Consider the following 23868-nt stretch of genomic DNA (forward strand, 5'->3'; position numbering starts at 1 on the left):
GGGCGGATGCAGCCCTGGCAGCGCCGCACGACCCGGATCGCCTACGAGAACCCCTGGATCCGGGTCCGCGAGGACGAGGTGGTCCGCCCCGACGGCAGCGACGGGATCTACGGCGTGGTCGAGGTCCGCAACCCGGCGGTGTTCGTGGTGCCGCTCACCGAGGACGACGAGGTGGTCCTCGTCGAGATCGACCGCTACACGATCGGCGAGCGCGCCTCGCTCGAGCTGCCGGCCGGCGGCTCCGACGGTGAGGACGTGCTCGCCGCAGCGCAGCGTGAGCTGCGTGAGGAGACCGGCCTGGTCGCGGCGCACTGGCAGGAGATCGGCCGGATGAACGCGCTGGTCGGCGTGGCCGACGCGCCCGAGGTGGTCTACCTGGCGCGCGAGCTGACGTACGTCGGCGACGAGGCCCTGCTCGAGGACGGCATCCGCGCCGTCCACCGGGTGCCGCTCACCGAGCTGCTCGCCCGGGTGGGCCGCGGCGAGATCCGCGACGGCGAGAGCCTGGCCTGCCTGCTGCTCGCCCTGGTGGCCCTCGGCCGGGTCGGCTGACCGGTACCCTCAGCAGCCATGGCGTCCCCCGCGGTCGAGATCGAGGTCGAGAGCCGCATCGTGCGGGTGAGCAACCCGGACCGGGTCTACTTCCCGCAGATCGGCGCCACCAAGCTCGACCTGGTGGAGTACTACCTCGCCGTCGGCGAGGGGCTCGTGAACGCGCTGTGGGAGCGCCCGTGCATGCTGCACCGCTTCCCCAAGGGCCTCGACGGCGACAAGGTGCACCAGAAGCGGCTCCCGGCCGGCGCTCCCGACTGGGTGGAGACGGTGCAGCTGTACTTCCCGCGCTGGAAGCGCACCGCCGACGAGCTGTGCGTGACCGAGCTGGCCTCGGTGATCTGGGCGGTGCAGATGTCGACGGTGGAGTTCCACCCGTGGAACAGCCGCCGCGGCGCGACCGAGCAGCCCGACGAGTGGCGGATCGACCTCGACCCCGGCCCCGCGTCGTCGTACGACGACATCCGGCGGGTCGCCCACGTCGCCCACGAGGTGCTCGACGAGCTCGGCGCCGTCGGCTACCCCAAGACCAGCGGGAGCAAGGGCCTGCACGTCTACGTCCGGATCAAGCCGGAGCTGGACCACAAGGGCGTACGGCGGGCGGCCCTCGCCTTCGCCCGCGAGGTCGAGCGACGCGCGCCCGACCTGGTCACCACGACCTGGTGGAAGAAGGACCGCGACCCGGCCGCGGTGTTCGTCGACTACAACCAGAACGCCCGCGACCACACCATCGCGGCGGCGTACTCGGTGCGCGGGCTGCCCGACGCCCGGGTCTCCACCCCGGTCCGCTGGGACGAGATCGACGACGCCGACCCGCGGGACTTCACCATCCGCACCGTTCCCGCCCGGTTCGCCGAGCTCGGCGACCTCCACCACGACATCGACGACCACGTCTTCGACATCGCGCCGCTGGTGGCGTGGGCGGACCGCGACGAGGCCGAGGGCGCGGAGGACCCGACCGAGTGAGCTCGGCTCAGTAGAGCCCGGCGCCGGGGACCTTCGGGTCGGTCGCCTCCCAGTGCGCGCCGTCGGTGGTCCGGTAGACGCCCTCCAGGGTGCCCTGGAAGGTGACCTTCCCGATCCGGACCGCGTCGGTGAGTCCGGCGTAGGGGAGGCCGCGGGTCTCGCCCAGGCTGCCGTCGTCGGCCAGCACCCAGCCGTCCGAGTCCGCGCCGAGCAGCGCGACCCGACCCTCGGCGAGCGGCAGGAGAGTGAGCCCGGGCTCGGGGGCCTCGCCGATCGCGGTGGTGGTGCCGTCCGGCGTCCAGCGGAAGACCGTGTCGCTGCACAACCCGTAGGCGTGGTCGCCCGCGGACGCCGTCGGCGCGCAGGGCCCGGCGAGGGGCGTCCAGTCGGCGCCGTCGTCGGTGCTGACCCACGCCTCGCCCTCACCCTCGGCCGGTACGGCGACCAGGGCATCGCCGACCGAGAGCAGGTCCGGCCGGTCGACGGGAACGGTGACCGGCACGCCCCGGGAGCCGCCCGCGGCGACCCGCCAGACCAGGTCGCCGTCGCTCACCCAGGCCGCGTCGCCGTGGACGATGACGACGGGCGGCGACGCCGGGGGCGACGCTCGGCCCGGCAGCTCCACGGGCGTCCAGTGCTCGCCGCCGTCGGCGCTGGCCACCAGCCCGGTGTCCTCGACCGCCCACAGGGCGCGCCCGTCGTCGGCGGCGCCGATCGAGAGCACGTCGGGCGCCGCGAAGGTGTGCACCTGGCGCCACGCCCCGTCGCGATAGCGGTGCAGCACGGAGCAGCCGCAGCCGTAGCGGTCGACGACGACGGCGTACGCGGTGCGGCCGCCCACCGCGAGGTGCCGCGCCTGGTCCGGCCAGGGGGTCGTGTCGATGCCGTGCAGGCCCGTGGGGCTGGGCGCCGGGTCGGGTGGGACCTCCCGGAGCCGAACAGCGCCGACGGCGATGGCGACCACCACCGCGGCGACCGTCGCGACGGTGACCGCGCGAACCCGGGCGGCCCGCCGCCGTCGGACGCCGTCGCGGACCCGGCCGGTCATCGTGGCGGCGTCCACGCCCCGCGCCGGCTCGGCCGCGAGGGTCTCGCGCAGCAGGTCCTCGATCCGGTTCATGAGGTCTCCTCGACGTCGGCGAAGGTGGGCAGCTCGGCACGCAGCACGGCCAGCGCCCGGTGGGCCTGGCTCTTCACCGTGCCGACCGAGCAGCCGAGCACGTCGGCCGTCTGCGCCTCGGTGAGGTCCTCGTAGAAGCGCAGCGCGATCACCGCCCGTTGGCGCGGTGGCAGCCGGCGTACGGCGGCGTAGAGGTCGTGGTCGTGGGGCCGGTCCGTCGTCACCGATCCGGGGTCGCGCTCGGGCAGCGGCCGCTCGCGGCGCAGCTTGCGCCAGACCGAGATGCTCCGGTTGACCATGGCCCGTCGGACGAAGGCCTCGGGATCGTCGAGGCGCCGCCAGCGGGGCAGTGCGCGCTCGAGCGCGTCCTGGACGAGGTCGGCGCCCCGCTGCTCGTCACCGGCCAGGGCGCGTCCCAGCCGGATCAGGTGGGGGAGCCGCGCCGCGACGAAGGCGTCGAAGGCGGCGTCGTCCCGGTCGGTGTGGTCGTGCATGAACCGAGGACGCCCGAGCGGCCGAAATGGTTGCCTGCGCGGCTCAGGCGCTGAGCGGCTCGTCCAGCGCGGCGCGCAGCTCCCGGGCGTGGGCGTGCAGGATCACGGCGGCGAAGCCGTTGCCGCACGCGTCCTCGTGGTCGGCCTCGCGGTCCCACGCGTCGGCGAGGCGGTGCGCCTCGGCCCGCGGGTCGGCCTCCAGAGCGCGTTCGACGGCTCGCTTGCGGGCCTCGCTGTTCATCATCGGCATCGGTGCCTCCCCCACGTGTGCTCGGGCTCCCATGATCGGCCGATCGATGCCGCGGCGGAGCGATTTGCCCGAACTGGTGGGGTCAGGCGTCATCCCACACGACGGCGCTGATCCGCCAGCCGCCGGCGGTGCGGACCAGCTGCAGCGACTTCGCGCCGGACCCGGTCCTCGGCTCACCGTCCTGGCGCCACGACTTCGCATAGGTGCACCACACCTGGGCGATCTCGCCGAACCGGTCCACCCGTGCGCTCTCGACCCACTCCCGGAAGTCGGACAGGGCGCCGCTCCCGAGCAGCGCCACCCGGGGCGCGATGAAGGACTCGACGTCGTACGTCGTGAGCCCGGCTCCGGCGGCGCTGACCAGCAGCGCCTCCGGCAGCAGCACCGCCCGCAGGTCCTCGGCGCGGGCGGCCGCCTCGGGACCGCTCACGAAGGCGGCGAAGAAGCGGTCCACCACGGCGCGGACCGCCCGGTCGTCGGCATCCTGGTCGGGCATGCCCACGATCATGCCCGAACGACGCGCACCCCTAGACTGGCCGCCCGTGGGCCACATCCAGATCACGCCGTCGATCCTCAACTCCGACTTCGCCAGGCTCGGCGAGGAGGTCGCCCGGATCCCGGGTGCCGACTGGGTGCACGTCGACGTCATGGACAACCACTTCGTGCCGAACCTGACCTTCGGCCCGGCGATGGTCGAGGCGCTGGCGCGGGTCAGCCCGGTGCCGCTCGACGCGCACCTGATGATCGAGGACGCCGACCGCAACGCCCCGGCGTACGTCGAGGCGGGCTGCGGCTCGGTCACCTTCCACGTCGAGGCGGCCAAGGCGCCGGTGCGCCTGGCCCGCGAGATCCGAGCGGCCGGCGCGCGGGCCTCGATGGCGCTCAAGCCCGCGACGCCGATCGAGCCCTACGAGGACCTGCTGCCCGAGCTCGACATGGTGCTGATCATGACCGTCGAGCCCGGGTTCGGCGGCCAGAGGTTCCTGGACCTGTGCCTGCCGAAGATCCGCCGCGCGCGGGCGCTGATGGACAAGCACGGCGTCGAGACCTGGCTCCAGGTCGACGGCGGGGTCTCGCTGGACACCATCGAGCGCTGCGCGGAGGCCGGGGCCGACGTGTTCGTCGCGGGCTCGGCCGTCTACTCCGCCGCGGACCCCGACGCCATGGTGGCCGCGCTGCGGGACAAGGCCGCGGCCGCCCGCGCCTAGTCTCCTCGACCCGCTACAGCTCCGGCGGCGCTCCCACCTCGACAGGTACGTCGGGCCGGTGGCCGCCGGCCCAGGTGAGCACCTCCTGCAGCGGCTCGAGTCCGTCGGCGCCCACCACGACGCTCAGCGCGGCGGCGGCCGGGGAGATGCCGAAGGCGTGGGCCAGGTCGGCGCTGATCGTGGGGCTGCCCTGCACGGTGATGTCGGCGTCGTGGGCGGCCACGAACCGGAGCACCGGCAGGTGGCGGGCCTCCTCGACGTACGGCGGCACGATCTCCCACCAGCGCACCTCGACGAGCGCCACGTCGGACCAGGCGAGCGTCGCCGCGACGTCCGGGCCGCGCACCGTCACGCCCACCCCGTCGAGCTGGACGACGGTGGGGTGCCGCAGCCGGGCCCGGCGGCCGGCGGTGCGGAGCACGCCCCAGCCGAGGATCACCACTCCGGCCAGTGCGAGCATCAGCGCGTCGAGGCGATCGAGCGGCGAGAGGCCCTGGCTGGCGATCGCGGCGAGGGGCGCCACGAGCAGCACCGCGCCGACCCCGATGGCGACCAGGGCGAGCGGCGGCCGGCCACCGGCGGGGGCGGGCAGGCGGACGTCCATGACCCGGACCCTAGCCTTGTCGGCATGGACCAGCCGCCCGTCGTCGCCGAGATCCACCTCGCCAAGGCGTCTCGGCTGCCGATGCAGGCGAAGGACGCGGTCGAGGTGGAGGCCGGGCGTGGCATCGTCGGCGACAGGTACCACGGGACCCGGCACCGTCACGTCACCGTGCAGAGCCGGGAGACGCTCGACGAGGCGGCCGCGGCGTACGGCCGGCCGGTGCCCAGCGAGCTGACCCGGCGCAACCTGACGATCAGCCACGGCGTGGTGCCCCGGGAGCCGGGAGCCCGGATCCGGGTCGGGGAGGTGCTGCTCGAGGTGGTCCGGGTGGCCGCACCGTGCAAGCTGCTCGACGACACGATCGGCGCCGGAGCGCAGGAGGCGCTCCGGCGCCGCGCGGGAACCGTGTTCCGGGTGCTCGAGGGCGGGACGATCCGGGTCGGCGACCCGGTCGACCTCGCGGTCAGCTCTCCAGCGCCGCGTCCAGCGTGATCTCGACGCCGGTCAGCGCCTTGCTGACCGGGCAGCCGATCTTGGCGGCACCGGCCGCCGCGGCGAAGCCGGCCTCGTCGAGGCCCTCGACCTCACCGCGGACGGTGAGCGTGATCCCGGTGAGCTGGAAGCCCCCGGCCGGGTCGGGCCCGAGGGTGACGTCGGCGGAGATGTCGAGCGCGATCGGCGTACCACCGGCCTTGGCGATCTCGTTGGAGAGCGACATGGCGTAGCAGGCGGAGTGCGCCGCGCCGATCAGCTCCTCGGGGCTGGTCGTGCCGTCGGCGTCGTCGGCGGCGCGCTTGGGGAAGGACACCTCGAAGGTCCCGGCGCCGGAGGAGGTCAGCTCGACCTGTCCGGAGCCGTCCTGGAGGCCGCCGTTCCAGGCGGTGCGGGAAGTGCGCGTGGGCATGAGATCCTCCGAAACGGGTTGCAATTGGGCACAGACTGCATGCTGACGGCCCCAATTGTTGCGGTTTGGGACCAAACCGCAATGCCCGACGCCCGCCTCAGCCAGGCTCAGGCCACCGTCAGCACGCAGTCGGCGAGCACGGGCGAGCCGTCCCGCTCGCCGCCCTCGATGGTCGCCGAGCCGATGATCGAGGAGCCCTCGCGCCAGCCCGCCACCCGGATCGTCTCGCCGGGGAAGACCACGCCGGCGAACCGGCCGGTGAACCCGCCGACCGCGGTGGCGTCGCCGCCGAGCAGGCCGTCGGTGAGCTCGCGCAGGACGATGCCGTAGGAGCACAGCCCGTGCAGGATCGGCGCGGGGAAGCCGGCGGCCTTGGCGAAGCCGGGGTCCGCGTGGAGCGGGTTGCGGTCGCCGCACAGGCGGTAGAGCAGGGCCTGCTGCGGCGTCACGGCGTACGACGACACGTGGTCGGCCTCCCGTGACGGCACCACCACCGGCTCGGAGGAGCCCCGGTCGCCGCCCCAGCCGCCCTCGCCGCGCACGAAGATCGACGAGCGCACCCGCCACAGCTCCTCGCCCTCGCCCGAGGAACCGGCGGTCGCCACGCCCTCCTGCCAGATCACCGCCGCCTTGCCCTTGTCCCAGACGTCGGTGATCGACGTGCGGACCGTGGCGGTGCCGGACGTCGGCAGTGGTCCGGACACCGAGATCGACTGCGAGCCGTGCACGACCTGGGCCAGGTTGATGTCGCAGCCCGGCAGGTCGAGCGGCGGCGGGTCGGTCTCGTGGAAGGTCGGGGCGACGACGCCGAACGACGGCAGCACCTGGAGCGCCGCGTCGTCGAGCGTGTAGCGCAGCGCCGAGGGCGACAGGTTGTCCCCGGCGCGCGAGCCGGCGCCGATGCCCAGGTGGTAGAGCAGGACGTCGGACTCGGTCCAGGAGAAAGTGCGGGCGCCGAGGTCGGCGCCGATCGCGATGGACGGGTCAATCGGCATGGGCGATGTCCTCTGCGGCGAGATATCCGAACACGATGGCGGGCCCGATCGTGCCACCCGGGCCGGGGTAGGTGTTGCCCATGACGGCAGACGAGACGTTGCCGGCGGCGTACAGGCCGGGGATGACCGAGCCGTCCTCGCGCAGCACCCGCGCCCGCTCGTCGGTGACCAGGCCGCCCTTGGTGCCGAGGTCGCCCGGCACGATCTTGACGGCGTAGAACGGGCCCTTCTCGATCGGCGCGAGCGAGCAGTTCGGCTTCACGGTCGGGTCCGAGTAGTACTTGTCGTACGCCGACTCGCCGCGGTGGAAGTCCTCGTCGACGCCCGAGCGGGCGAAGCCGTTGAACCGCGCGACCGTCGCGTCGAGGGAGCCCTCGGGCAGGCCCAGCCTGCCGGCCAGCTCGGCCAGCGTGTCCGCCCGGACCACGACGCCCTCCTTGTACCAGCGCCCGGGGAACGGCTGGCGCCCCGGGACGCCCGCGAACAGGTAGCGGTTGCGGTAGGTCTGGTCGAACACCATGTACGACGGCACGTGGTCGACGCCCGTGGCCTGCCCCTGGTAGATCTCGTGGGTCGCCTCGACGTAGGGGAGCGCCTCGTTCATGTACCGGCGGCCGGCGGAGTTGACGATGATCGAACCGGGCAGGTTGCGCTCGGCCAGGCAGAACCAGGCCCGGCCGGGGAGCGGGATGGTGGGTCCCCACCAGGCGTCGTCGAGGAGGTCGGTGGCGGCACCGGCCGCCGTACCGGCGAGCAGGCCGGCGCCGGTGTTGGACGCGGCGCCCGTGGACCACTCCGCGGAGGTGGGCTGGGGGAGGAACTTCTCGCGCAGCTCCTGGCTGTGCTCGAAGCCGCCGGAGCCGAGGACCACGCCGCGTCGAGCCCGGATCTCCCGACGGGCCCCGCCGGACTCGACCACGACGCCGACGACCCTGCCGTCCTCGACGAGCAGGTCGAGCAGCGCGGTGTCGTACGCGACGGGTACGCCGGCGTCGACCAGGCCCTTGCGCAGCCCGATCGCGATCGCGTTGCCCATCGCGAACATCTTCTTGCCGGTGAGGATCGCGAGCAGGCGCTTGACCATCACCTTGACCATCGTCAGCGGACCGCGCAGGGTGCGCAGGCCCAGGCTGAGCTTGCGGAAGTCGGCCTGGGTGACGATCAGGTTGGCCGGCGCCTTGGTGTACGGCGGGTGCAGCCGCGCCAGCTCCTCGCCGAGGAACCGGGCGTCCATCGGGACCGGCTCGACGCTGCGCCCGCGCGGGCGGCCGCCGGGCTGCTCGGGCAGGTAGTCGGCGTACTCCGGGACCCAGGTGAAGCGCAGCGGCGTCTTCTCGCGCAGGAAGTCGAGCACCTCCGGGCCGCGGTCGAGGTAGGTGTCGCGGCGCACCTTCGGGACGACGTCGCCGACGATCGAGTCGAGATAGGTCCGGGCCGCCTCCCGGTCGCCGGCATCGACCTGGCCGGCGGCCTGGAGCGCGTAGTTGCCGGGGATCCACACGCCGCCGCCGGAGCGGGCGGTGGAGCCGCCGAAGTGGGCGCTCTTCTCGACCAGGACGGTGTCGAGGCCGTGGTGGGCGGCGGCGAGCGCGGCCGACATGCCAGCACCGCCGGCGCCGACCACGACGACGTCGTAGGAGTCCTTCATGGCAAAACTGTAACAGGTTCTAGTTGGTGGCGGCGGGGCCGCCGGCGCGGTGTGGCGCGGCAGGGGTGGCGCTCCCGGGGGTTTCATCTCGCCTCGTCCGGGCAGTTCCAGAACGAATCATTCGTCACACTCCGCATTGGGGGACAAGCATGAAGAAGACGAACGCGGTCGGCTGCGCGCTCGCGGCCGCACTCGCTCTCGGGACCGCGGCGCCGGCCATGGCGGCGGACCTGGTCGGCACGCCCAAGAAGAACAAGATCGTCGGCACCGCCGACAGCGACCAGATCATGGGTCTCGGTGGCAACGACAAGCTCTGGGGCGGCGAGGGCGACGACCGGATCGAGGGTGGCCCGGGCAAGGACAAGATCTGGGGCGGCAACGGCGACGACTACGCCCTGATCGGCGGCGAGGGCAACGACAAGATCTTCGGCGAGGCGGGGCGCGACTACATCGACGGCGGCGCCGGCAACGACAAGATCAACACCGGCGACGGCGCCGACAGCGCGGCCGGAGCCGACGGCAACGACAAGATCCGGGCCGGCAACGGCGACCCGACCATTCCCGAGACCCGCTGGGACGAGGCGACCAAGACCCAGGTGCCCGACGGCTACCGGGGCGCGAACCTCTCGGGTGACGGCGGCAAGGACAAGCTCTGGGGCGGCTTCGGCAATGACGTCCTGGCGGGCGGCGACGACAACGACAAGCTGAAGGGCTCCGAGGGCTCCGACAGCCTCTACGGCCAGGCCGGCAACGACAAGGTCGTCGGCGGCAACGGCTACGACACGGTTCTCGGCGGCAGCGGCGACGACAAGGTCTCCGGTGGCGGGGGCGACGACTACCTCTCCGGTGGTCCCGGCAAGGACAAGGTCAAGGGCGGCCCGGGCAACGACCGCTTCGTCGAGATCGACGACGCGTCGTACGTCGGCAGCCAGGTCGCGGCCGAGGGTGACGTGTTCAAGGGCGGCCCCGGCAACGACACCTTCGGCGACCGGGGGGCTCTGCTGACCGGTCTGTTCAGCGCCGTGGGCGGCCCCGGCGACGACACCTACTGGGTGGGCGAGGTCGACGAGGGCACCAAGCTCAAGCCCGGCGCCGGCAATGACACGCTCTACATCAAGAACCCGTCGAAGGGCATGACGATCAAGTGCGGTCCGGGTGCCGACCGGGTGTTCTTCAACATCGCGGTGAAGAAGGTCAAGACCAAGGGCTGTGAGTCGGTCCAGTACGGCAAGACCCCCTTCTACTTCGACCCCGCGGGCGAGCAGGCCGTGTGGTGGCGCCAGCTGCGTCACTGACGGCTGGCGGTGAGCACCAGGGGCGCCGGACCGGTGGGTCCGGCGCCCCGTTCGCGTCCTGGGGCGCGCCCGCTTGTGCCAAAAGTAGAACCTGTTCTAATCTGGTCGAGCACACACTGTCGCAGACACAGGAGCTCCCATGAACCAGGACTTCGCCCCCGAGGTGACCGCCGTCCTCGACGGCGTGCGTGACCTCCTCCCGACCATCCGTGAGCGGGCCGAGGAGGGCGAGCGTCTCCGGGTGATCCCGGACGCCTCGATCAAGGAGCTCGAGGAGACCGGCTTCTTCCGGCTGCTCCAGCCGAAGCGGTACGGCGGCATCGAGGCCGACCCGGTCGCCTTCTACACCGCGGTGCGCGACATCGCCTCCGCCGACGGCGCCACCGGCTGGGTCGCCAGCGTCGTGGGCGTCCACCCCTGGCAGGTGGCGCTGTTCGCCGACGAGGCCCAGCAGGCGGTGTGGGGTGACGACCAGAGCGTGCGACTCTCGTCGTCGTACGCCCCGACCGGCAAGGCCGTCATCACCGAGGGCGGCTTCCGGCTCTCCGGGAAGTGGAGCTTCTCGTCCGGCTCCGACCACTGCAGCTGGGTGCTGCTCGGTGGCCTGGTGTTCAACGAGGAGGGCCAGGTCGTCGACTTCCGCACCTTCATGGTCCCGCGGGAGAAGTACCAGATCGTCGACGTGTGGAATGTCGTCGGGCTGCGCGGCACCGGCTCCAACGACATCGTGGTCGAGGAGACCTTCATCCCCGAGGCGTTCACCCTCTCGATGGGGGAGACCGGCGCCTGCCGTGGTCCTGGCCAGGCGGTCAACGACAGCGACCTCTACAAGCTGCCGTTCCACTCCATCTTCACCAGCACCATCGCCACGCCGATCATCGGCATGGCGAAGGGCGCGTACGCCGAGCACGTCGAGATGCAGCAGAAGCGGGTCCGCGCGGCCTACCTCGGCGAGAAGGCGTCCCTCGACCCGTTCGCCGCGGTCCGGATCGCTCGGGCGTCCTCCGAGATCGACGCCGCCTGGGCGCTGCTGGTCAACAACATCCGCGAGGAGCAGGCCCACGTCGCGAAGGGCGAGCAGATCCCGCTCGAGCTGCGCCTGCGCGTGCGGCGCGACCAGGTGCTCGGCACCGCGCGCTCGATCGAGGCGATCGACGCGCTGTTCGAGGCGTCGGGCGGCCGGGCGCTCGCGGAGGGCACCTACCTCCAGCGGGCGTGGCGCGACGCGCACGCCGGCCGGGTGCATGCCGCCAACGACCCCGAGCGCGCGCTGCAGATGTACGGCGGCCAGCAGTTCGGCCACAAGGTCGACCCGGGGATGTACTGATGGGTGACTTCTCGAAGGAGGCGACCCGTCGCAGCGCCCAGGTCAAGACCGAGGCGGCCGGCGAGATCACGCTCAACTACTACGAGGCGGGGGAGGGCGCCGGGCTGCCGCTGGTGATGCTCCACGGCGGCGGCCCCGGCGCGTCCTCCTGGTCGAACTTCGGCCCGGCGCTCGAGGGCTTCGCCGCCCACTACCGCACCATCCTGGTCGACCAGCCGGGCTTCGGCGGTTCCGACAAGCCGCCGGTGGTCGGCAACTTCTACCGGTTCGCCGCCGACGCCGTCGTCGCCCTGCTCGACGAGCTCGGCATCGAGAAGGTGCACCTGCTCGGCAACAGCCTCGGCGGCGGGACGGCGATGCGGCTCGCGCTGAGCTACCCCGACCGGGTGGGCCGGCTGGTCCTGATGGGACCGGGCGGGCTCTCGCTGAACCTGTTCCACGCCGACCCGACCGAGGGCGTGCAGCGGCTGATGGACTTCGGCGCCCACCCCAGTCGGGAGTCGTTGCGCGCCTTCATCTCGACCATGGTCGTCAACCAGGCGCTGGTCACCGACGAGCTGGTCGAGGAGCGCTTCGCCGACGCCACCGCGCCCGGCGCGCAGGACGCGATGCGCTCGATGGGCATGTCCTTCTGGAACCCCGAGACCGCCGAGGACGGCATGCTGTGGCGCGAGGCGCACCGGCTGCGCAAGCACACCCTGCTCACCTGGGGCCGCGAGGACCGGGTCAACCCGCTCGACGGCGCGTTCGCGGCGCTCAAGCTGATCCCGAAGGCGCAGCTGCACGTGTTCCCCAACTGCGGGCACTGGGCACAGATCGAGGCCGCCGACGAGTTCCGCGAGATCACCGTCGGCTTCCTGAACCGCCACCGAGAGAGGGGCGCCTGATGACGATCGACATCAAGTCGATGGGCTACATCCGGGTCGCGAGCACCGACCTGGAGGCCTGGACCACGTTCGCCGGCAAGGTGCTCGGCCTCGCCGAGGGCCGCGGCCCGAACCCGGACCACCAGTACTGGCGCATCGACGAGGTCTCCGCGCGGATCGTGGTCTTCCCGTCCGACGTCGACCAGCTCGACTGCACCGGCTGGGAGCTCGCCGACCACCAGGCGCTGCAGAACGCCCGCGAGCACCTGCAGAAGGCCGGCGTGGAGTTCGAGGAGGGCACGCCCGAGGAGCTCGCCGAGCGCCGGGTGCAGGAGCTGGTCCGCTTCCGCGACCCGTGGGACAACGTCTTCGAGCTGTTCCACGGCATCACCTACGAGGCGCGACCCGTCGTCACGCCGTACGCCGCCACCTTCGTGACCGGCGAGCAGGGCATGGGGCACATCGTGGTGCCGGTGCTCGACGACGTCGAGGCGCTGCGCTTCTACACCGAGGTGCTCGGCTTCCGGCTGCGCGACTCGATGAGCATGCCGGGCGAGTTCGTCGGCAAGGAGCCGGGCAGCAAGGTCTGGTTGCGCTTCCTCGGCGTCAACCCGCGCCACCACTCGCTCGCGTTCCTGCCGATGCCCAACCCGAGCAAGTGCGTCCACGTCATGCTCGAGGTCGACAAGCTCGACCACGTCGGCCGCGCGCTGGAGCGGGTCCGCAAGCACCAGGCGCCGCTGTCGGCAACGCTCGGGCGGCACATGAACGACGAGATGATCTCGTTCTACGTCCGCTCGCCCGGCGGCTTCGACGTGGAGTTCGGCACCGAGGGGATGACCGTCGACGATGCCCGCTGGGTCGCCCGCGAGTCGACCGCGGTGTCGTACTGGGGCCACGTCTTCGGCGGCCAGTGAGCCGCGTTAGCGTGACCGGTGTGAGCGAGATCCCCGAGGGCATCAGCCCCGACGCGCGGGAGACCTGGCCGCACCCCGAGCTGATCCAGTCCTGGCTCGGGGACGCGGAGGTCGACTTCGAGCTGCGGCCCGGCGAGGAGGTCGCGGTCCACGACGACCCGGACGCCCGGGCCGCCGCCCGTCGCTTCCGCGACACCCTCGGCTGCTTCGCGTCCGGCATCACCGTGATCACCACGATGAGCGGCGACGAGCCGGTCGGCATGACCTGCCAGTCGTTCTCCAGCGTGTCGCTCGACCCGCCGCTCATCACCTTCATCCCGGCGCGCAGCTCTCGCGCCTGGCCGGCGATCCAGCGCTCGGGACGGTTCTGCGTCAACGTGCTGGCAGCCGACCAGGAGCACGTCTCCGGGCAGATGGCGACCAAGGGCATCGACAAGTTCGCCGGGATCTCGTGGGAGCCGGCCGAGGTGACGGGCTCGCCCGTCATCCAGGGCACGCTGGCCCACCTCGACTGCACGATCCACGCCGTCTACGAGGGCGGCGACCACTTCATCGTGGTCGGCAGGGTCGAGCACCTCGAGGCCCACCCCGAGGACGCCACGGTCACCGAGCCGCTGCTCTTCTTCCGAGGCCGGTACCGCACCACCGACTCGTGACCCGGACCCCACCGGGCCGTTGAGCCCCTGATCGAGTACGACGAGCGATCCGGGGGGATCGATGCGCAGGCGCTGTTCAGCCGAGATGCCGGTGGTGGCCGGGCTGGCGGTCGCGTTGGTGGTCGCGTTGGTGGTCACGCTGGTCGTCGGCGTGCTCGGAGCCCTGCCCGGGGCGAGCGCGACTCCGTCCGGTCCGCGCGACCCGGCGCGACCCGCCGTCGAGGTGCGCCCGGTGCCCCACGCCGGCGTCCGGGACTTCTGGACGCCCCAGCGGATGCGCGACGCCGTGCCCCTGGACCTCGGGGCGTCGGGCTCGCTCCCTGGCTCCGCCGTGCGGGGGCGCACCACCGCGGCGGCCGCGCCGAGTGGGCTGCGCAGCACCGGCAAGCTGTACTTCAGCGACGCCGGCGGCACCGCGGTGTGCTCGGCGTCGTCGGTCAACACCGCCGAGCGCAACCTGATCATCACCGCCGGGCACTGCGTCCACGGGCTGCGGCTCGGCTGCGAGCTGCTGTGCGGAGCGCGCCACTACTACGGCAACTTCCTGTTCGTGCCCGGCTACGACCACGGCGCCGCGCCCTACGGCAGCTGGGTGGGCGTGGCCGTCGTGGCGCAGCCCACCTGGGTGAGCGCCGAGGACGAGGCGCACGACCAGGCGCTGGTCCAGCTCGCGCCGCGCGGTGGCGTCAACCTGGTCGACGTCGTCGGCGGCAACGGGCTGGCCTGGAACTACCCGGCCCGCGAGGACGGCGTGCGCGTGGTCGGGTGGCCCGCCCAGGCGCCGTACGACGGCGAGAGCCGCCAGGAGTGTGGCGGATCGACGACCGCCTCGGGCTACACCTCGACCGTGGGAGACGCCCAGATCGCCTGCCCGATGACGGGTGGCGCCAGTGGTGGGCCGTGGTTCCTGCGGATGGCCGGTGCCGACACCGGCTTCATCTTCGCCGTCACCTCGCGCCGGCCCAAGGACGGCACGCCCCTTCTCTTCGCGGTGCCCTTCGACTCCACGATCGAGAGCCTGCTCGGCGCGGCCCGGAGCGCTGCCGCACGGCCGGTCACCGGCCGAGCCGTGCCGGCACGTCCCAAGCGCAGGCTGCGGCTGGTCGCGATGAGCGCCAGCGTGGGCTACGGCGAGACCTACCAGCTGGTCGCCGAGACCCGCCGGGTCCGGCGGATCGTGCTCCAGATGCGTACCGTGCCGGGAGGACCCTGGCAGCGCGTCGCCCGGGCCCGGATGAGTGGCGGCGTCCGGGTGTTCGAGCAGGCGGCGCCGCCCGGCACCCGCTGGTACCGGATCCGCGAGCGGGGCACCCGACGGCACAGCGCCCCGGTCGCGGTCACCGTCGGCGCCTGCCCGCTGCCGCTGGACCGCTCGCCGGGGGTGCTCAGCGCGGTCCGCTGCACCAGCCCGGTCGGCTGACCGGCGCCCCTACAGCTCGACGGCCGCCCGGTGGCGGTGCGGCGCGCCCGCGAGCTGCCCGAGCGCGTGGGCGCGCTTGAACACCAGGTGGGCGTCGTGCTCCCAGGTGATCGCGATGCCGCCGTGCAGCTGCACGCACTCGCTGGCGGCCAGGGTCGCGGTCTCGACGGCGTACGCGGCAGCGGTGTGGGTCAGGAAGACCGCCTCGTCCGGATCGGTCGCGGTGTCGGCGAGCGCGTACGACGCCGCCCAGCTCGCCGAGCGGGCCAGCTCGACCCGCGCGAGCAGGTCGGCCATCCGGTGCTTGAGCGCCTGGAAGGAACCGATCGGGCGGCCGAACTGCACCCGCTCCTGGAGGTAGCCGACGGTCATCTGCAGCGCCCGGTCGGCGAGACCGACCGCCAGGGCGGCGCCGGCCGCGGCGCCGATCAGCTCGGCCCGGGCGCGGGCGGCGGCGCCGTCGCCCACCACCGTGAGCTCGGCGTCGGACAGCTCGAGGTGGGCCAGCCGGATGCTCTGGTCCATGGACTCCGCCCAGGTGGCGCGTGCCCCGACGACCTCGACCAGGTCGTCGCCGCGGACCGCCAGCATTACGGCGGCCCGGTCACCGTCGAGCACCGGCCCCTCGTCGAGTGCGAGGGTGCCGATCTCGCCCGCGGCGAGGCGGGGGAGCAGCCGTTGCCGGGCCTCTGGCGTACCGCCGGCCAGCAGCGCCTCGGTGGCGATGGTCGTGGCGAGCAGCGGGGACGGCGCGACGGTGCGGCCCAGCTCCTCCAGGACGACCGCGGTCTCGAAGAAGGTGGCCCCGACGCCGTCGTACTCCTCCGGAACGGCGAGTGCCGCCACCCCGATCTGCTCGCACAGCGTCGTCCACAGCGCCTCGTCATAGCCCCGGTCCGAGACCGACGCGGCGCGGACGGCGGCCGAGTCGGCCCGCTTGTCGAGCAGGCCGCGGACGGTGGCGGCCAGCTCGGCCTGCTCCTCGCTCAGCTCGAACCGCATCATGCGCTCCGCAGGGTGGCCAGGATCCGGGCGCGGTGGTCGGCGGGCGTGCCCCAGGCGGAGACCAGGGCGCGGATCTTGGTGATCCAGACGCTGAGGTCGAACTCCTGGGTGTAGCCGATCGCACCGTGCACCTGCAGCCCGGTGCGCGAGGCGAGGTACGCCGCGTCGGAGCAGGCCACCTTCGCCGCCGACACCGCGCGCGGGGTCGGGTCGAGCGCGGCACCGAAGACCAGCGGACGCGCGAAGTCGAGCGCGATCCGCACGTCGGCGAGCTTGTGCTTGATCGCCTGGTACGAGCCGATCTCGCGGCCGAACTGCCTGCGCTGCTTCACGTAGGTCACGGCGTCGGCGAGCACCCGCTCGCCCGCGCCCAACAGCTGGGCGGCGGTGGCGAGCACCGCGAGGTCGTACGCCGCCGCGAGGTCGCCGTGCTCGACGGCCGGGCCGGGGGTGACGTCGAACAGGTGGCGGCTGCGGTCGACCGAGGTGTGGGCGGTCGCGGCGGTGGCGGTGTGCAGGGCGCCGTCGACGACCGTGTAGATGGCGTCCGCGACGTCGGCGTCCAAAGCACGCGGCATCGCGACGGTGGCGACGCCGTCGACCTCGACGCCCAGAGCAAGCGGTAGGTAGGCCGCGGACTCGACCCACGGACCAGGGACGGCGTGCCGACCAAGCGCTTCGAAGGCCACGCAGACCTCCACCGGCGAGGCCTCGGTGGCGAGCATGGTCAGGCCCTGCTCGGCGAGCCGCTCCCACAGGCGCAGGCCGGGGTCGTGGTCGCCCGCGGCCCAGGCCCGGGCCGCGGCCACCGGGTCGGCGGCGCTGAGGAGCGCGTCGAGGGACGCGGCGAAGTCCTGCTGGTCGGTGGTGAGCTCGAACCTCACTTCTGCACTCCCTTGGGCTCGCGGGGCAGGCCGAGGATCCGCTCGGCGACGATATTGCGCTGGATCTCGTTGGTGCCGGCGTAGATCGGTCCGGACAACGAGAATGTGTAGCCGTCGAGCCAGCGGGACTCGAGCTCCGCGTCCGCGCCGAGGAGGTCGAGCGCGGTCTCGTGGAGGGCGACGTCGAGCTCGCTCCACCAGACCTTGTTGACCGATCCAGCAGCGCCGACATCGCCCCCGTTCTTGAGCTTGGTGACCGTGCCCCACGTGTAGAGGCGGTAGGCCTCGGCGGCCAGCCAGGCGTCGACGACCCGGTCGGCGACGCGCGGGTCGGGCTGCTCGTCGTACAGCGCGAGCAGGCGGTCGGCGGCCGCGGTGAAGCGGCCGGGGGAGCGCAGCGAGAGCCCGCGCTCGTTGCCGGCGGTGCTCATCGCTACCCGCCAGCCGTCGCCGGGAGCACCGAGCACGTCGGCGTCGGGCACGAACACGTCGTCGAAGAACACCTCGGCGAAGCCCTCCTCGCCGTCGAGCTGGGCGATCGGGCGGACCGTCACGCCCTCGGCGTCGAGGGGGAACAGGAAGTAGGTGAGGCCGGCGTGCTTCTGCGCCTCGGGGTCGCTGCGGAACAGTCCGAAGCCCCAGTGGGCCAGGGCGGCGCGCGAGCACCAGATCTTCTGGCCGTTGAGCACCCAGCCGCCCCGCTGGTCGTCGCGCCGGGCCGTCGACTTGAGCGAGGCGAGGTCGGAGCCGGCCTCGGGCTCGCTCCAGCACTGCGCCCAGACCCGCTCGCCGGTCGCCATCGAGGGCAGGAAGCGGTCCCGCTGCTCGGGCGTGCCGTGCTCGAAGATGATGGGCGCGAGCAGGAAGATGCCGTTCTGCGACACCCGCAGCGGCGCGCCGGCCCGGTAGTACTCCTCCTCGAAGATCACCCATTCGACGAGCGACGCCTCGCGACCGTGGTACGCCGTGGGCCACGACACGACGGACCACCGGTCGGCCGCCAGCTTGGCCTCCCACTCCTGGTGCAGCACGAAGCCCTCCGCGGTGTCGAGGGACGGCAGCGGCTCGGCGGGGACGTTCGCCGCCAGCCAGGCCCGGGCCTCGGCCTGGAAGGCCAGCTCGGACTCGCTCAGTTCGAGATCCATGTCAGTCGGGGTTCCTCATCGGCGTGGCGGTCGGCACAGGGGAAATGTAGGCGAGGGCGATGCCCAAACCAAGCATTTGCTTGGTAGAGTACCAGTCATGAACCTCACCGAGGGGCCTGAGGACCGCGCGTTCCGCGCCGAGATCCGGGAATGGCTCGGCGACCACCTGACCGGCGAGTGGGCCGCGCTGCGTGGGCTGGGTGGCCCGGGGCGGGAGCACGAGGCCCACGACGAGCGGCTGGCGTGGAACCGGCACCTCGCCGAGCACGGCTGGACCGCGGTCGGATGGCCCACGGAGCACGGTGGTCGCGGCCTGTCGCTGTGGCAGCAGGTGATCTTCCACGAGGAGTACGCCCGGTCCGACGCGCCGGCCGGGGTCAACCACCTGGGCGAGCAGCTGCTTGGTCCGACGCTGATCGCCTTCGGCACGCCCGAGCAGCAGCAGCGCTTCCTGCCCGAGATCGTCGGCGTCCGCGAGCTGTGGGCGCAGGGCTACTCCGAGCCCGGTGCCGGCTCCGACCTCGCCAACGTGCAGACCCGGGCCCGCCTGGACGAGTCGGCCGGCGAGTGGGTGATCGACGGGCAGAAGGTGTGGACCTCGCTCGCGCACCTCTCGGACTGGTGCTTCGTCGTGGCGCGGACCGAGCCGGGCTCACAGCGGCACCAGGGCCTCTCCTTCCTGCTCGTCCCACTCCGCCAGGACGGGGTCGAGATCCGCCCGATCGAACAGCTCACCAGCGGGTCGGAGTTCAACGAGGTCTTCTTCACCGGCGCACGCACCTCCGTCGACCTGGTGGTCGGCGAGCCCGGCCGTGGCTGGGGAGTGGCGATGGGCCTGCTCGGCTTCGAGCGTGGCGTGTCCACCCTGGGCCAGACCGTCGGCTTCGCGCGCGAGCTCGAGAGCGTCGTCGCGCGGGCCAAGGACAACGGCTCCATCGACGACCCCGTCGTGCGCGACCGGCTCGCCGCGCTCAAGACCGAGCTGGCCGTGATCCGCAGCTTCGCGCTGCGTGCGCTCGCGCTCGTCGAGGGGGGCCAGGACTCGGCCGCCGGTGGGGGAGCGGGCTCGATCTTCAAGCTGGCCTGGGCCGGCTGGCACCGGACCCTCGGCGAGGTCGCCATGGACGTCGCGGGCCGCGACGGCCTGCTCACGCGCGGCGGATCGTCGTACGACCTCGACGACCACCAGCGCCTCTTCCTCTTCTCGCGTGCTGACACGATCTACGGCGGCAGCGACGAGATCCAACGAAACATCCTCGCCGAGCGCGTGCTCGGCCTACCGAAGGAGCCCCGCGGATGACCGCCATGCGACCCGAGCAGCCGACCCCCGACTACGTCCCGGGCCACGACCTGCTGGCCGGCAAGGTGGTCGTCGTGACCGCCGCGGCCGGTGCCGGGATCGGTGCGGCCGTCGTACGCCGGGCGCTGGAGGAGGGCGCCAGGGCCGTGGTGTTCAGCGACACCCACGAGCGCCGGCTCAAGGAGGCCGAGGAGGCGCTGGCCGCGGAGTTCGGCGCCGACCGGGTCCGCCAGCTGGTCTGCGACGTGACGAGGGAGGAGGACATCACCGCCCTCCTCGACGCGGCCGACGAGTTCGGCGGCGTCGACATCATGATCAACAACGCGGGCCTGGGCGGCACGGACTCGATCCTCGAGGTCACCGACGAGGTCTGGAACCGGGTCATCGACATCACGCTCACCGGTACCATGCGGGCCACCCGGGCGGTCGGCCAGCGGTTCGTCGCCGCGGGCAAGAAGGGCGTCATCGTCAACAACGCCTCGGTCATCGGCTGGCGCGCCCAGGAGGGCCAGGCCCACTACGCCGCCGCCAAGGCCGGCGTGATGGCGCTGACCCGCTGCTCGGCGCTCGACCTCGCGCCGCACGGCATCCGGGTCAACGCGGTCTCGCCGTCGCTGGCGATGCACCCCTTCCTGGAGAAGGTCACCTCGCCCGAGCTGCTCGTCGAGCTCAAGCAGCGTGAGGCGTTCGGCCGGGCCGCCGCGCCCTGGGAGGTCGCCAACGTGATGGTCTTCCTGGCGAGCGACTACTCGTCGTACCTGACGGGCGAGGTCATCTCGGTCAGCAGCCAGCACGCCTGATTCCCCGAACTTCCAACGCAAGGAGACCTGCCATGGCTGAGGCCTACATCGTCGACGCGGTCCGCACCGCAGTCGGCAAGCGCGGCGGCGCGCTCGCCGGCGTCCACTCCGCCGACCTCGGCGCCCACTCGATCAGCGCGCTCGTCGACCGCACGGGCATCGACCCGGGCGCCGTCGACGACGTCATCCTGGGCTGCTGCGACACGCTCGGCTCCCAGGCCGGCGACATCGCCCGTACGGCGTGGCTCGTCGCGGGCCTGCCCGACCACGTCCCCGGCGTGACCATCGACCGCCAGTGCGGCTCGTCCCAGCAGGCCGTGCACTTCGCGGCCCAGGCGGTGATGTCCGGCACCCAGGACCTGGTGGTCGCGGGCGGCGTGCAGAACATGAGTGCCATCCCGATCTCGGCGGCGATGCTCGCGGGTCAGCAGTACGGCTTCTCCACGCCGTTCGCCGAGTCGCCGGGCTGGCTCAAGCGCTACGGCGACCAGGAGGTCAGCCAGTTCCGCTCCGCCGAGATGATCGCGGAGAAGTGGGACGTCTCGCGCGAGGACATGGAGCGCTACGCGCTCGCCTCGCACGAGCGGGCCCGGGCCGCGATCGATGCCGGCCGGTTCGCGGGCGAGATCGCGCCGTACGCGCTGGAGGACGGAACCGTCTTCGACACCGACCAGTGCCCGCGCGACACCTCGCTCGAGAAGATGGCGGCCCTCCAGCCGCTCGCTCCCGGCGGCCGGATCACCGCGGGCGTCGCCTCGCAGATCTGCGACGGCTCCGCCGCGCTCCTCGTGGCCTCCGAGCAGGCCGTCAAGGACCACGGGCTCACCCCGCGGGCTCGGATCGTGCACCTGTCGGTGCGCGGCGACGACCCGGTCTGGATGCTGACCGGCCCGATCCCGGCGACCAAGCATGCGCTTGCCAGGTCCGGGATGTCGGTCGACGACATCGACCTGTTCGAGTGCAACGAGGCGTTCGCCTCCGTCGTCCTCGCGTGGATGAAGGAGACCGGGGTCCCGCACGAGAAGGTCAACGTCAACGGCGGCGGCATCGCCCTCGGACACCCGATCGGCGCGACCGGCGCCCGGCTGATGACGACGCTGCTCAACGAGCTCGAGCGCACGGGCGGGCGCTACGGCCTGCAGACCATGTGTGAGGGCGGTGGGCAGGCGAACGTCACCATCATCGAGCGTCTCTGAGAAGTCGCACCGCTCACCGCGGAACCCCGGTGTGCCCTCCCTGCGTAAGGGAGGGTGACACCTGAAGGGAGCTGCGATGCGCAACCAGCACGACGAGGCGTTCGACGAGTTCGCCACGACCGCATGGCCGCGGCTGCACCGCATCGGCTACCTGCTGACCGGCGACCACCACCTGGCCGAGGACCTCGCCCAGGCGGCGCTGGTGCGGACCTACTCCTCCTGGAGCCGGGTCCGGGCCGGCGACGCCCCGGCGTACGCACGGCGGGTGCTGCTCAACCTCAACATCGACCGCCTGCGCCGCAGGCGCGTGGTGGAGGTGGGCGACGCCGCACTCGACGTCGTCCCGGAGGCGGGGCGGTCCACGGTCGAGGACCGGGACCTGATCGTGCGCCTGCTCGCCGGACTGACCGAGCGGGAGCGGCGGGTGGTGGTGCTGCGTCACTACTGCGACCTGAGCGAGGCCGCCGTCGCGGCCGAGCTGGGCATCGCTCCGGGCACGGTGAAGAGCGCGCTGTCGCGCGCCCTCGCCAAGCTGCGGGTGTCGATCACCGAGGACACCGACGAGCTGAGGGGTGCGTTGTGAGCGAGCGAGATGTGGCCGAGCTGGAGCAGCTGCTGACCGGGACCGGTGCGTCCGGCCCGGGACCCGACCTGGACCTGATCCGCCGTCGTGGACGGAGCCGCCGGCGGGTGCGGCGTCTCGGCGCGGCCGGCACCGTCGTCGCCGGCGCGACGCTGGTCACGGTGATCGCGGTGGCGGCCACGGGCGGGTCGGAACGGGCGGCCGACCCCGCGGCGCCGACGAGGTCCGCCGCACCCACGTCGGAGGGGCTCAGCGAGCTGGCCCGCCGGGCGCTGGCCGAGATCCCGGGCGCCGAGCAGGTCTCGCCGTCCCTGGTGGCGATCCCGGCGCCGGGATCGCGCTCCCTCGGCGGCGACATCCCGGTCGAGGTGCACGGCGAGGCCGTCGAGCTGCCCGACGAGGCATTCCTCGGCGTGACGCTGTTCGACCGCAAGGACCTGCCGGCCTGGCTCTACGACGGCACCGAGGCGACCGAGAGGGCCGCCGGCGACGAGGAGGACGGCTGGGAGACCGGCACGACCGACCTCACCGGCGTCGCCGTGGACGCCGGACCGCGCTACCTCGGCTGCGTGACGACGGAAGGCGCGGGCGAGCTGCCCGAGGGGGTGACCTGCTACCCCGCGATGCTGACCCGTCAGGGCGACAGCTGGAACTACGAGTGGGGAATGGGCACCGAGCGCTTCCTCCAGCGCGGTGCGCCGATGGAGGTCTTCACCACGGAGTCCGACGCCGACGGCGTGCCGGGGACGCTCGCGATCGCCGGGCTCGACGGCACCGACGTCGCGCGCGCGGTGTTCGTCGGCACCGACGGCGCCCAGGTCGAGGGCACGGTCCTGGCCGGGACGCTGGTCCCCGGGGAGTCGATGTTCTTCGGCGAGGTCGCCGGGCCGCTGGCGCGGGTGATCGCGTACGACGCCTCCGGTGAGGTCATCGAGGACCACCCCCTGCGCGACTGCGACGACCCGGTCGACTGCGAGGTGCGCTGATCCGGGCCCAGGTCAGCCGAGCTCAGCTGCGGCGGCGCCGGCGGCGCTCGGTCTCGAAGACCAGCCGCCGGATCCGGTCGCCGTGGACGGACGGGTCGACGAAGCCGACCGCGACGCCGAGCCCGCCGCTGGCGAACCGGACGTGCCGCACGACCGTGGCGGCCTGCACCAGGTTGTCGCCGGCGAGCCGGACCGTGGCCTGCACGGGGGCGCCGACCGGCGGCGGCTGGGTGCGGACGCTGGCCATCAGCCCGCCCTCGCTGACGTCGACCACGACACCGATCAGCTCCCGTTCGTCCTCGACGAGGTCGTCGTGCCAGCGGAGCAGGACCGGCATCGAGATCCGGGCGCGGAAGTAGGCCCGCTCCTGGAGCCGAGCGGCGGGTGCGGTCGGGCGCAGCAGCCAGACCTCGCCGTACGCACGACGTCCGGGGCGGGTGCTGACCGGGCACTCCATCCGCCCGAGCGGGTAGGTCCAGGCCACCGTGGCGTCGAAGTGGTACTCCTGCGGGTCCAGGCCGGCCGGACAGGCCACGACCAGGGTCGTGGAGCCGTCGGCCTGCGGCTCGAGGTCGAGCACCCTGGCCTCCAGCGCCACCGGCGCTCCGGCGGTCGGCCGCAGGGTCAGGCTGACCGTCTGCAGCACGCCGGGATGCACATCGGGCGGGACGTGCGTGTGCTGCATGCCGTCCCGATCGGCCGCGCGCCGTCGTACCTGAGCGAGGATGTCGGACCTGACTGCTTCGA

Annotated in this window: 27 protein-coding genes; 15 read left to right on the forward strand and 12 right to left on the reverse strand. The window is 72.8% G+C overall.

Annotated elements, in window-relative coordinates; genetic code table 11:
- Nucleotides 1–6 precede the first annotated feature (6 nt).
- Both JOD66_RS26220 and ligD read left to right on the forward strand, forming a co-directional pair.
- Complete coding sequence (locus tag JOD66_RS26220) at nt 7–552, forward strand: NUDIX domain-containing protein (protein ID WP_204839707.1); 546 nt, start codon at nt 7–9, stop codon at nt 550–552.
- Between the two features lie 18 nt (nt 553–570).
- Nucleotides 571–1518: a non-homologous end-joining DNA ligase gene (ligD, locus tag JOD66_RS26225; RefSeq protein WP_204839708.1), complete on the forward strand. Its 948-nt coding sequence runs from the start codon at nt 571–573 to the stop codon at nt 1516–1518.
- A 7-nt stretch (nt 1519–1525) separates the two neighbouring features.
- Here the strand turns inward: ligD and JOD66_RS26230 are convergent, their stop codons facing one another.
- From JOD66_RS26230 to JOD66_RS26245, 4 genes are all read right to left on the reverse strand, one after another.
- Nucleotides 1526–2638 (reverse strand): beta propeller repeat protein, encoded by a 1113-nt coding sequence (locus JOD66_RS26230; RefSeq protein WP_204839709.1) that lies wholly within the window; start codon nt 2636–2638, stop codon nt 1526–1528.
- A complete protein-coding gene (locus JOD66_RS26235) occupies nt 2635–3132 on the reverse strand; it encodes a SigE family RNA polymerase sigma factor (RefSeq protein WP_204839710.1) in 498 nt (165 codons plus the stop codon). Before JOD66_RS26235 ends, JOD66_RS26230 begins: the two co-directional genes overlap by 4 nt.
- A 43-nt stretch (nt 3133–3175) precedes the next feature.
- Nucleotides 3176–3382 carry a hypothetical protein gene (locus JOD66_RS26240; RefSeq protein ID WP_204839711.1) on the reverse strand — a complete coding sequence of 69 codons (207 nt, stop codon included), beginning with the start codon at nt 3380–3382 and terminating at the stop codon, nt 3176–3178.
- A gap of 82 nt (nt 3383–3464) precedes the next feature.
- Nucleotides 3465–3878: a nuclear transport factor 2 family protein gene (locus JOD66_RS26245; protein WP_239545451.1), complete on the reverse strand. Its 414-nt coding sequence runs from the start codon at nt 3876–3878 to the stop codon at nt 3465–3467.
- 10 nt (nt 3879–3888) lie between these two features.
- Here JOD66_RS26245 and rpe point away from each other — a divergent pair, with 10 nt between their 5' ends.
- Entirely contained in the window at nt 3889–4590 is a 702-nt protein-coding gene (gene rpe / locus JOD66_RS26250) for a ribulose-phosphate 3-epimerase (protein WP_205126574.1), read from the forward strand.
- Between the two features lie 13 nt (nt 4591–4603).
- Here the strand turns inward: rpe and JOD66_RS26255 are convergent, their stop codons facing one another.
- Complete coding sequence (locus JOD66_RS26255; RefSeq protein WP_204839713.1) at nt 4604–5194, reverse strand: hypothetical protein; 591 nt, start codon at nt 5192–5194, stop codon at nt 4604–4606.
- A 24-nt stretch (nt 5195–5218) separates the two neighbouring features.
- Between JOD66_RS26255 and JOD66_RS26260 the strand changes: the two genes are divergently transcribed.
- Nucleotides 5219–5686, forward strand: coding sequence for an MOSC domain-containing protein (locus JOD66_RS26260; protein WP_204839714.1), 468 nt, complete (start codon nt 5219–5221; stop codon nt 5684–5686).
- On the opposite strand, the gene JOD66_RS26265 is transcribed toward JOD66_RS26260, so the two are convergent.
- The 3 genes from JOD66_RS26265 to kstD form a co-directional block, all read right to left on the reverse strand.
- On the reverse strand, nt 5658–6098 hold the full coding sequence (locus JOD66_RS26265) for an OsmC family peroxiredoxin (RefSeq protein WP_204839715.1): 441 nt from the start codon (nt 6096–6098) through the stop codon (nt 5658–5660). The genes JOD66_RS26260 and JOD66_RS26265 overlap by 29 nt on opposite strands.
- A 107-nt stretch (nt 6099–6205) precedes the next feature.
- Nucleotides 6206–7093: an enoyl-CoA hydratase ChsH3 gene (gene chsH3 / locus JOD66_RS26270; RefSeq protein ID WP_204839716.1), complete on the reverse strand. Its 888-nt coding sequence runs from the start codon at nt 7091–7093 to the stop codon at nt 6206–6208.
- Entirely contained in the window at nt 7083–8741 is a 1659-nt protein-coding gene (gene kstD / locus JOD66_RS26275; RefSeq protein ID WP_204839717.1) for a 3-oxosteroid 1-dehydrogenase, read from the reverse strand. The genes chsH3 and kstD overlap by 11 nt, the downstream gene beginning before the upstream one ends.
- A gap of 149 nt (nt 8742–8890) precedes the next feature.
- Here kstD and JOD66_RS26280 point away from each other — a divergent pair, with 149 nt between their 5' ends.
- The 6 genes from JOD66_RS26280 to JOD66_RS26305 all read left to right on the forward strand — a co-directional run bounded on the left by JOD66_RS26280 (nt 8891) and on the right by JOD66_RS26305 (nt 15222).
- On the forward strand, nt 8891–10036 hold the full coding sequence (locus JOD66_RS26280; protein ID WP_204839718.1) for a calcium-binding protein: 1146 nt from the start codon (nt 8891–8893) through the stop codon (nt 10034–10036).
- 139 nt (nt 10037–10175) lie between these two features.
- Nucleotides 10176–11363 (forward strand): 3-hydroxy-9,10-secoandrosta-1,3,5(10)-triene-9,17-dione monooxygenase oxygenase subunit, encoded by a 1188-nt coding sequence (gene hsaA / locus JOD66_RS26285; protein WP_204839719.1) that lies wholly within the window; start codon nt 10176–10178, stop codon nt 11361–11363.
- Complete coding sequence (gene hsaD / locus JOD66_RS26290) at nt 11363–12250, forward strand: 4,5:9,10-diseco-3-hydroxy-5,9,17-trioxoandrosta-1(10),2-diene-4-oate hydrolase (RefSeq protein ID WP_204839720.1); 888 nt, start codon at nt 11363–11365, stop codon at nt 12248–12250. Before hsaA ends, hsaD begins: the two co-directional genes overlap by 1 nt.
- Nucleotides 12250–13146 carry an iron-dependent extradiol dioxygenase HsaC gene (hsaC, locus tag JOD66_RS26295; RefSeq protein ID WP_239545453.1) on the forward strand — a complete coding sequence of 299 codons (897 nt, stop codon included), beginning with the start codon at nt 12250–12252 and terminating at the stop codon, nt 13144–13146. The genes hsaD and hsaC overlap by 1 nt, the downstream gene beginning before the upstream one ends.
- Before the next feature lie 20 nt (nt 13147–13166).
- Nucleotides 13167–13802 (forward strand): flavin reductase family protein, encoded by a 636-nt coding sequence (locus JOD66_RS26300; RefSeq protein ID WP_307823732.1) that lies wholly within the window; start codon nt 13167–13169, stop codon nt 13800–13802.
- Nucleotides 13803–13896: 94 nt separating this feature from the next.
- Nucleotides 13897–15222: a trypsin-like serine peptidase gene (locus JOD66_RS26305; protein WP_204839721.1), complete on the forward strand. Its 1326-nt coding sequence runs from the start codon at nt 13897–13899 to the stop codon at nt 15220–15222.
- Nucleotides 15223–15231: 9 nt separating this feature from the next.
- Here JOD66_RS26305 and JOD66_RS26310 read toward each other — a convergent pair whose 3' ends face one another.
- From JOD66_RS26310 to JOD66_RS26320, 3 genes are read right to left on the reverse strand one after another with little or no spacing between them, the layout of a single operon-like run.
- The gene (locus tag JOD66_RS26310) at nt 15232–16224 is read right to left on the reverse strand and encodes an acyl-CoA dehydrogenase family protein (protein WP_204839722.1); all 993 of its coding nucleotides are present in this window, start codon (nt 16222–16224) and stop codon (nt 15232–15234) included.
- Nucleotides 16224–17111, reverse strand: a complete 888-nt coding sequence (locus JOD66_RS26315; RefSeq protein WP_204839723.1) for an acyl-CoA dehydrogenase family protein — start codon at nt 17109–17111, stop codon at nt 16224–16226. The genes JOD66_RS26310 and JOD66_RS26315 overlap by 1 nt, the downstream gene beginning before the upstream one ends.
- Nucleotides 17108–18256 carry an acyl-CoA dehydrogenase family protein gene (locus JOD66_RS26320; protein ID WP_204839724.1) on the reverse strand — a complete coding sequence of 383 codons (1149 nt, stop codon included), beginning with the start codon at nt 18254–18256 and terminating at the stop codon, nt 17108–17110. Before JOD66_RS26320 ends, JOD66_RS26315 begins: the two co-directional genes overlap by 4 nt.
- Before the next feature lie 97 nt (nt 18257–18353).
- On the opposite strand from JOD66_RS26320, the gene JOD66_RS26325 reads away from it, so the two are divergent.
- From JOD66_RS26325 to JOD66_RS26345, 5 genes are all read left to right on the forward strand, one after another.
- Complete coding sequence (locus JOD66_RS26325; RefSeq protein ID WP_204839725.1) at nt 18354–19556, forward strand: acyl-CoA dehydrogenase family protein; 1203 nt, start codon at nt 18354–18356, stop codon at nt 19554–19556.
- Nucleotides 19553–20356, forward strand: coding sequence for an SDR family oxidoreductase (locus JOD66_RS26330; RefSeq protein ID WP_239545455.1), 804 nt, complete (start codon nt 19553–19555; stop codon nt 20354–20356). Before JOD66_RS26325 ends, JOD66_RS26330 begins: the two co-directional genes overlap by 4 nt.
- 32 nt (nt 20357–20388) lie before the next feature.
- Nucleotides 20389–21552: an acetyl-CoA C-acetyltransferase gene (locus tag JOD66_RS26335; RefSeq protein WP_204839726.1), complete on the forward strand. Its 1164-nt coding sequence runs from the start codon at nt 20389–20391 to the stop codon at nt 21550–21552.
- A 76-nt stretch (nt 21553–21628) separates the two neighbouring features.
- Nucleotides 21629–22135, forward strand: coding sequence for a SigE family RNA polymerase sigma factor (locus JOD66_RS26340; RefSeq protein ID WP_204839727.1), 507 nt, complete (start codon nt 21629–21631; stop codon nt 22133–22135).
- Nucleotides 22132–23121, forward strand: coding sequence for a hypothetical protein (locus JOD66_RS26345; RefSeq protein WP_204839728.1), 990 nt, complete (start codon nt 22132–22134; stop codon nt 23119–23121). Before JOD66_RS26340 ends, JOD66_RS26345 begins: the two co-directional genes overlap by 4 nt.
- 22 nt (nt 23122–23143) lie before the next feature.
- On the opposite strand, the gene JOD66_RS26350 is transcribed toward JOD66_RS26345, so the two are convergent.
- Entirely contained in the window at nt 23144–23806 is a 663-nt protein-coding gene (locus JOD66_RS26350; RefSeq protein ID WP_204839729.1) for a PilZ domain-containing protein, read from the reverse strand.
- Nucleotides 23807–23868: the final 62 nt, after the last annotated feature.

This window comes from Nocardioides nitrophenolicus, assembly GCF_016907515.1.
Classification (GTDB): domain Bacteria; phylum Actinomycetota; class Actinomycetes; order Propionibacteriales; family Nocardioidaceae; genus Nocardioides; species Nocardioides nitrophenolicus.

Coding starts and splice junctions, on each gene's coding strand:
- JOD66_RS26245 (WP_239545451.1), bottom strand. CDS start 3,878: ATGCCCGACCAGGATGCCGACGACCGGGCGGTCCGCGCCGTGGTGGAC.
- JOD66_RS26220 (WP_204839707.1), top strand. CDS start 7: ATGCAGCCCTGGCAGCGCCGCACGACCCGGATCGCCTACGAGAACCCC.
- kstD (WP_204839717.1), bottom strand. CDS start 8,741: ATGAAGGACTCCTACGACGTCGTCGTGGTCGGCGCCGGCGGTGCTGGC.
- hsaD (WP_204839720.1), top strand. CDS start 11,363: ATGGGTGACTTCTCGAAGGAGGCGACCCGTCGCAGCGCCCAGGTCAAG.
- JOD66_RS26330 (WP_239545455.1), top strand. CDS start 19,553: ATGACCGCCATGCGACCCGAGCAGCCGACCCCCGACTACGTCCCGGGC.
- JOD66_RS26335 (WP_204839726.1), top strand. CDS start 20,389: ATGGCTGAGGCCTACATCGTCGACGCGGTCCGCACCGCAGTCGGCAAG.
- JOD66_RS26340 (WP_204839727.1), top strand. CDS start 21,629: ATGCGCAACCAGCACGACGAGGCGTTCGACGAGTTCGCCACGACCGCA.
- hsaC (WP_239545453.1), top strand. CDS start 12,250: ATGACGATCGACATCAAGTCGATGGGCTACATCCGGGTCGCGAGCACC.
- JOD66_RS26235 (WP_204839710.1), bottom strand. CDS start 3,132: ATGCACGACCACACCGACCGGGACGACGCCGCCTTCGACGCCTTCGTC.
- JOD66_RS26230 (WP_204839709.1), bottom strand. CDS start 2,638: ATGAACCGGATCGAGGACCTGCTGCGCGAGACCCTCGCGGCCGAGCCG.
- JOD66_RS26325 (WP_204839725.1), top strand. CDS start 18,354: ATGAACCTCACCGAGGGGCCTGAGGACCGCGCGTTCCGCGCCGAGATC.
- JOD66_RS26240 (WP_204839711.1), bottom strand. CDS start 3,382: ATGCCGATGATGAACAGCGAGGCCCGCAAGCGAGCCGTCGAACGCGCT.
- JOD66_RS26260 (WP_204839714.1), top strand. CDS start 5,219: ATGGACCAGCCGCCCGTCGTCGCCGAGATCCACCTCGCCAAGGCGTCT.
- chsH3 (WP_204839716.1), bottom strand. CDS start 7,093: ATGCCGATTGACCCGTCCATCGCGATCGGCGCCGACCTCGGCGCCCGC.
- JOD66_RS26255 (WP_204839713.1), bottom strand. CDS start 5,194: ATGGACGTCCGCCTGCCCGCCCCCGCCGGTGGCCGGCCGCCGCTCGCC.
- JOD66_RS26265 (WP_204839715.1), bottom strand. CDS start 6,098: ATGCCCACGCGCACTTCCCGCACCGCCTGGAACGGCGGCCTCCAGGAC.
- JOD66_RS26280 (WP_204839718.1), top strand. CDS start 8,891: ATGAAGAAGACGAACGCGGTCGGCTGCGCGCTCGCGGCCGCACTCGCT.
- rpe (WP_205126574.1), top strand. CDS start 3,889: ATGCCCGAACGACGCGCACCCCTAGACTGGCCGCCCGTGGGCCACATC.
- JOD66_RS26310 (WP_204839722.1), bottom strand. CDS start 16,224: ATGCGGTTCGAGCTGAGCGAGGAGCAGGCCGAGCTGGCCGCCACCGTC.
- JOD66_RS26320 (WP_204839724.1), bottom strand. CDS start 18,256: ATGGATCTCGAACTGAGCGAGTCCGAGCTGGCCTTCCAGGCCGAGGCC.
- hsaA (WP_204839719.1), top strand. CDS start 10,176: ATGAACCAGGACTTCGCCCCCGAGGTGACCGCCGTCCTCGACGGCGTG.
- JOD66_RS26350 (WP_204839729.1), bottom strand. CDS start 23,806: ATGCAGCACACGCACGTCCCGCCCGATGTGCATCCCGGCGTGCTGCAG.
- ligD (WP_204839708.1), top strand. CDS start 571: ATGGCGTCCCCCGCGGTCGAGATCGAGGTCGAGAGCCGCATCGTGCGG.